Origin of the sequence: Streptomyces sp. NRRL S-244 (assembly GCF_000717915.1) — a bacterium.
Taxonomy (GTDB): domain Bacteria; phylum Actinomycetota; class Actinomycetes; order Streptomycetales; family Streptomycetaceae; genus Streptomyces.
The window spans coordinates 1-4,959 of the sequence record NZ_JOCX01000058.1 but is presented as its reverse complement, the minus strand read 5'-3'; the positions used below and the strand labels follow the sequence as shown (position 1 = coordinate 4,959).

Here is a 4,959-nt window from a genome sequence, read left to right as displayed (position 1 = left end):
AAAAACACAGCGAGGACGCAGTGGTCAGTCGGTCATATTCCGACATGATTGACCCGCTCTAAGTGCGTGTGCACCGGATTACCGGTAAACATTCATGGAGAGTTTGATCCTGGCTCAGGACGAACGCTGGCGGCGTGCTTAACACATGCAAGTCGAACGATGAAGCCCTTCGGGGTGGATTAGTGGCGAACGGGTGAGTAACACGTGGGCAATCTGCCCTTCACTCTGGGACAAGCCCTGGAAACGGGGTCTAATACCGGATAATACTCCTGCCTGCATGGGCGGGGGTTGAAAGCTCCGGCGGTGAAGGATGAGCCCGCGGCCTATCAGCTTGTTGGTGGGGTAATGGCCCACCAAGGCGACGACGGGTAGCCGGCCTGAGAGGGCGACCGGCCACACTGGGACTGAGACACGGCCCAGACTCCTACGGGAGGCAGCAGTGGGGAATATTGCACAATGGGCGAAAGCCTGATGCAGCGACGCCGCGTGAGGGATGACGGCCTTCGGGTTGTAAACCTCTTTCAGCAGGGAAGAAGCGAAAGTGACGGTACCTGCAGAAGAAGCGCCGGCTAACTACGTGCCAGCAGCCGCGGTAATACGTAGGGCGCAAGCGTTGTCCGGAATTATTGGGCGTAAAGAGCTCGTAGGCGGCTTGTCACGTCGGATGTGAAAGCCCGAGGCTTAACCTCGGGTCTGCATTCGATACGGGCTAGCTAGAGTGTGGTAGGGGAGATCGGAATTCCTGGTGTAGCGGTGAAATGCGCAGATATCAGGAGGAACACCGGTGGCGAAGGCGGATCTCTGGGCCATTACTGACGCTGAGGAGCGAAAGCGTGGGGAGCGAACAGGATTAGATACCCTGGTAGTCCACGCCGTAAACGTTGGGAACTAGGTGTTGGCGACATTCCACGTCGTCGGTGCCGCAGCTAACGCATTAAGTTCCCCGCCTGGGGAGTACGGCCGCAAGGCTAAAACTCAAAGGAATTGACGGGGGCCCGCACAAGCGGCGGAGCATGTGGCTTAATTCGACGCAACGCGAAGAACCTTACCAAGGCTTGACATATACCGGAAAGCATTAGAGATAGTGCCCCCCTTGTGGTCGGTATACAGGTGGTGCATGGCTGTCGTCAGCTCGTGTCGTGAGATGTTGGGTTAAGTCCCGCAACGAGCGCAACCCTTGTCCTGTGTTGCCAGCATGCCCTTCGGGGTGATGGGGACTCACAGGAGACCGCCGGGGTCAACTCGGAGGAAGGTGGGGACGACGTCAAGTCATCATGCCCCTTATGTCTTGGGCTGCACACGTGCTACAATGGCCGGTACAATGAGCTGCGATACCGTGAGGTGGAGCGAATCTCAAAAAGCCGGTCTCAGTTCGGATTGGGGTCTGCAACTCGACCCCATGAAGTCGGAGTCGCTAGTAATCGCAGATCAGCATTGCTGCGGTGAATACGTTCCCGGGCCTTGTACACACCGCCCGTCACGTCACGAAAGTCGGTAACACCCGAAGCCGGTGGCCCAACCCGTAAGGGAGGGAGCTGTCGAAGGGCGGCTGGATCACCTCCTTTCTAAGGAGCACAGTACCGATTGCAGACAAACGTTCTGCACGGTCAGCTCATGGGTGGAACGTTGATTAGTTGGCACGGTCATGAGAGTCCTTCACAAGTACTGCTTCGGCGTGGAAAGTGACGAGATCTTGAATGGTCGTGCTTGGCACGTTGTTGGGTCCTGAAGGTACGGCCGTAAGGTCAGGGTGATGGGTGGCTGGTCGTTGTTTGAGAACTACACAGTGGACGCGAGCATCTGTGGCCAAGTTTTTAAGGGCGCACGGTGGATGCCTTGGCACCAGGAACCGATGAAGGACGTGAGAGGCCGCGATAGGCCCCGGGGAGCTGCCAACTGAGCTTTGATCCGGGGGTGTCCGAATGGGGAAACCCGGCAGTCGTCATGGGCTGTCACCCACTGCTGAACACATAGGCAGTGTGGAGGGAACGAGGGGAAGTGAAACATCTCAGTACCCTCAGGAAGAGAAAACAACCGTGATTCCGGGAGTAGTGGCGAGCGAAACCGGATGAGGCCAAACCGTATGTGTGTGATACCCGGCAGGGGTTGCGCATGCGGGGTTGTGGGAATGAGCTTGATCGGTCTGCCGGCCGGTCGGCGAGTCAGAAACCGTTGATGTAGTCGAAGGACATGCGAAAGGTCCGGCGTAGAGGGTAAGACCCCCGTAGACGAAACATCAGCGGCTTGCTTGCTCATCTCCCAAGTAGCACGGGGCCCGAGAAATCCCGTGTGAATCTGGCGGGACCACCCGCTAAGCCTAAATATTCCCTGGTGACCGATAGCGGATAGTACCGTGAGGGAATGGTGAAAAGTACCGCGGGAGCGGAGTGAAATAGTACCTGAAACCGTGTGCCTACAAGCCGTGGGAGCGTCGCTGTATGTGCTTGCACATACAGTCGTGACTGCGTGCCTTTTGAAGAATGAGCCTGCGAGTTAGCGGTGTGTAGCGAGGTTAACCCGTGTGGGGAAGCCGTAGCGAAAGCGAGTCCGAATAGGGCGATTGAGTTGCACGCTCTAGACCCGAAGCGGAGTGATCTAGCCATGGGCAGGTTGAAGCGGAGGTAAGACTTCGTGGAGGACCGAACCCACCAGGGTTGAAAACCTGGGGGATGACCTGTGGTTAGGGGTGAAAGGCCAATCAAACTCCGTGATAGCTGGTTCTCCCCGAAATGCATTTAGGTGCAGCGTCGTGTGTTTCTTGCCGGAGGTAGAGCACTGGATAGGCGATGGGCCCTACCGGGTTACTGACCTTAGCCAAACTCCGAATGCCGGTAAGTGAGAGCACGGCAGTGAGACTGTGGGGGATAAGCTCCATGGTCGAGAGGGAAACAGCCCAGAGCATCGACTAAGGCCCCTAAGCGTACGCTAAGTGGGAAAGGATGTGGAGTCGCAGAGACAACCAGGAGGTTGGCTTAGAAGCAGCCACCCTTGAAAGAGTGCGTAATAGCTCACTGGTCAAGTGATTCCGCGCCGACAATGTAGCGGGGCTCAAGCGTACCGCCGAAGTCGTGTCATTGCAGCAATAGGGCCAACGCCCGCTGTGATGGGTAGGGGAGCGTCGTGTGCCGGGTGAAGCAGCAGCGGAAGCTAGTTGTGGACGGTTCACGAGTGAGAATGCAGGCATGAGTAGCGATACACACGTGAGAAACGTGTGCGCCGATTGACTAAGGGTTCCTGGGTCAAGCTGATCTGCCCAGGGTAAGTCGGGACCTAAGGCGAGGCCGACAGGCGTAGTCGATGGACAACCGGTTGATATTCCGGTACCCGCTTTGAAACGCCCAATATCGAATCAGGCGATGCTAAGTCCGTGAAGCCGTTCCGGACCCTTCGGGGAATGGAAAGTGGTGGAGCCGACGAACCAGACTTGTAGTAGGTAAGCGATGGGGTGACGCAGGAAGGTAGTCCAGCCCGGGCGGTGGTTGTCCCGGGGTAAGGGTGTAGGCCGAGGGGTAGGCAAATCCGTCCCTCATATAAGGCTGAGACCTGATGCCGAGCCGATTGTGGTGAAGTGGATGATCCTATGCTGTCGAGAAAAGCCTCTAGCGAGTTTCATGGCGGCCCGTACCCTAAACCGACTCAGGTGGTCAGGTAGAGAATACCGAGGCGTTCGGGTGAACTATGGTTAAGGAACTCGGCAAAATGCCCCCGTAACTTCGGGAGAAGGGGGGCCATCACTGGTGAGGGAACTTGCTTCCTGAGCTGGGGGTGGCCGCAGAGACCAGCGAGAAGCGACTGTTTACTAAAAACACAGGTCCGTGCGAAGCCGTAAGGCGATGTATACGGACTGACGCCTGCCCGGTGCTGGAACGTTAAGGGGACCGGTTAGTGCACTTTCGGGTGTGCGAAGCTGAGAACTTAAGCGCCAGTAAACGGCGGTGGTAACTATAACCATCCTAAGGTAGCGAAATTCCTTGTCGGGTAAGTTCCGACCTGCACGAATGGCGTAACGACTTCTCGACTGTCTCAACCATAGGCCCGGTGAAATTGCACTACGAGTAAAGATGCTCGTTTCGCGCAGCAGGACGGAAAGACCCCGGGACCTTTACTACAGTTTGATATTGGTGTTCGGTTCGGCTTGTGTAGGATAGGTGGGAGACTTTGAAACCCCAACGCCAGTTGGGGTGGAGTCGCCGTTGAAATACCACTCTGGTCGTGCTGGATGTCTAACCTCGGTCCGTGATCCGGATCAGGGACAGTGTCTGATGGGTAGTTTAACTGGGGCGGTTGCCTCCCAAAGGGTAACGGAGGCGCCCAAAGGTTCCCTCAGCCTGGTTGGCAATCAGGTGTTGAGTGTAAGTGCACAAGGGAGCTTGACTGTGAGACCGACGGGTCGAGCAGGGACGAAAGTCGGGACTAGTGATCCGGCGGTGGCTTGTGGAAGCGCCGTCGCTCAACGGATAAAAGGTACCCCGGGGATAACAGGCTGATCTTCCCCAAGAGTCCATATCGACGGGATGGTTTGGCACCTCGATGTCGGCTCGTCGCATCCTGGGGCTGGAGTCGGTCCCAAGGGTTGGGCTGTTCGCCCATTAAAGCGGTACGCGAGCTGGGTTTAGAACGTCGTGAGACAGTTCGGTCCCTATCCGCTGTGCGCGTAGGAATATTGAGAAGGGCTGTCCCTAGTACGAGAGGACCGGGACGGACGAACCTCTGGTGTGCCAGTTGTCCTGCCAAGGGCATGGCTGGTTGGCTACGTTCGGGAGGGATAACCGCTGAAAGCATCTAAGCGGGAAGCCTGCTTCAAGATGAGTATTCCCACCTCCTTGAGAGGGTAAGGCTCCCAGTAGACGACTGGGTTGATAGGCCAGATGTGGAAGCCCGGTAACGGGTGGAGCTGACTGGTACTAATAGGCCGAGGGCTTGTCCTCAGTTGCTCGCGTCCACTGTGTTAGTTCTGAA

2 rRNA genes are annotated in these 4,959 nt (G+C 56.9%); both read left to right on the top strand.

From position 1 onward, the window contains the following. Window positions 1–91: 91 nt before the first annotated feature. A 16S ribosomal RNA gene (locus IF02_RS0131910) occupies window positions 92–1,618 on the top strand. Window positions 1,619–1,804: 186 nt separating this feature from the next. Next, a 23S ribosomal RNA gene (locus tag IF02_RS0131905) occupies window positions 1,805–4,928 on the top strand. The 16S and 23S rRNA genes sit together here, the layout of an rRNA operon. Window positions 4,929–4,959 lie beyond the last annotated feature (31 nt).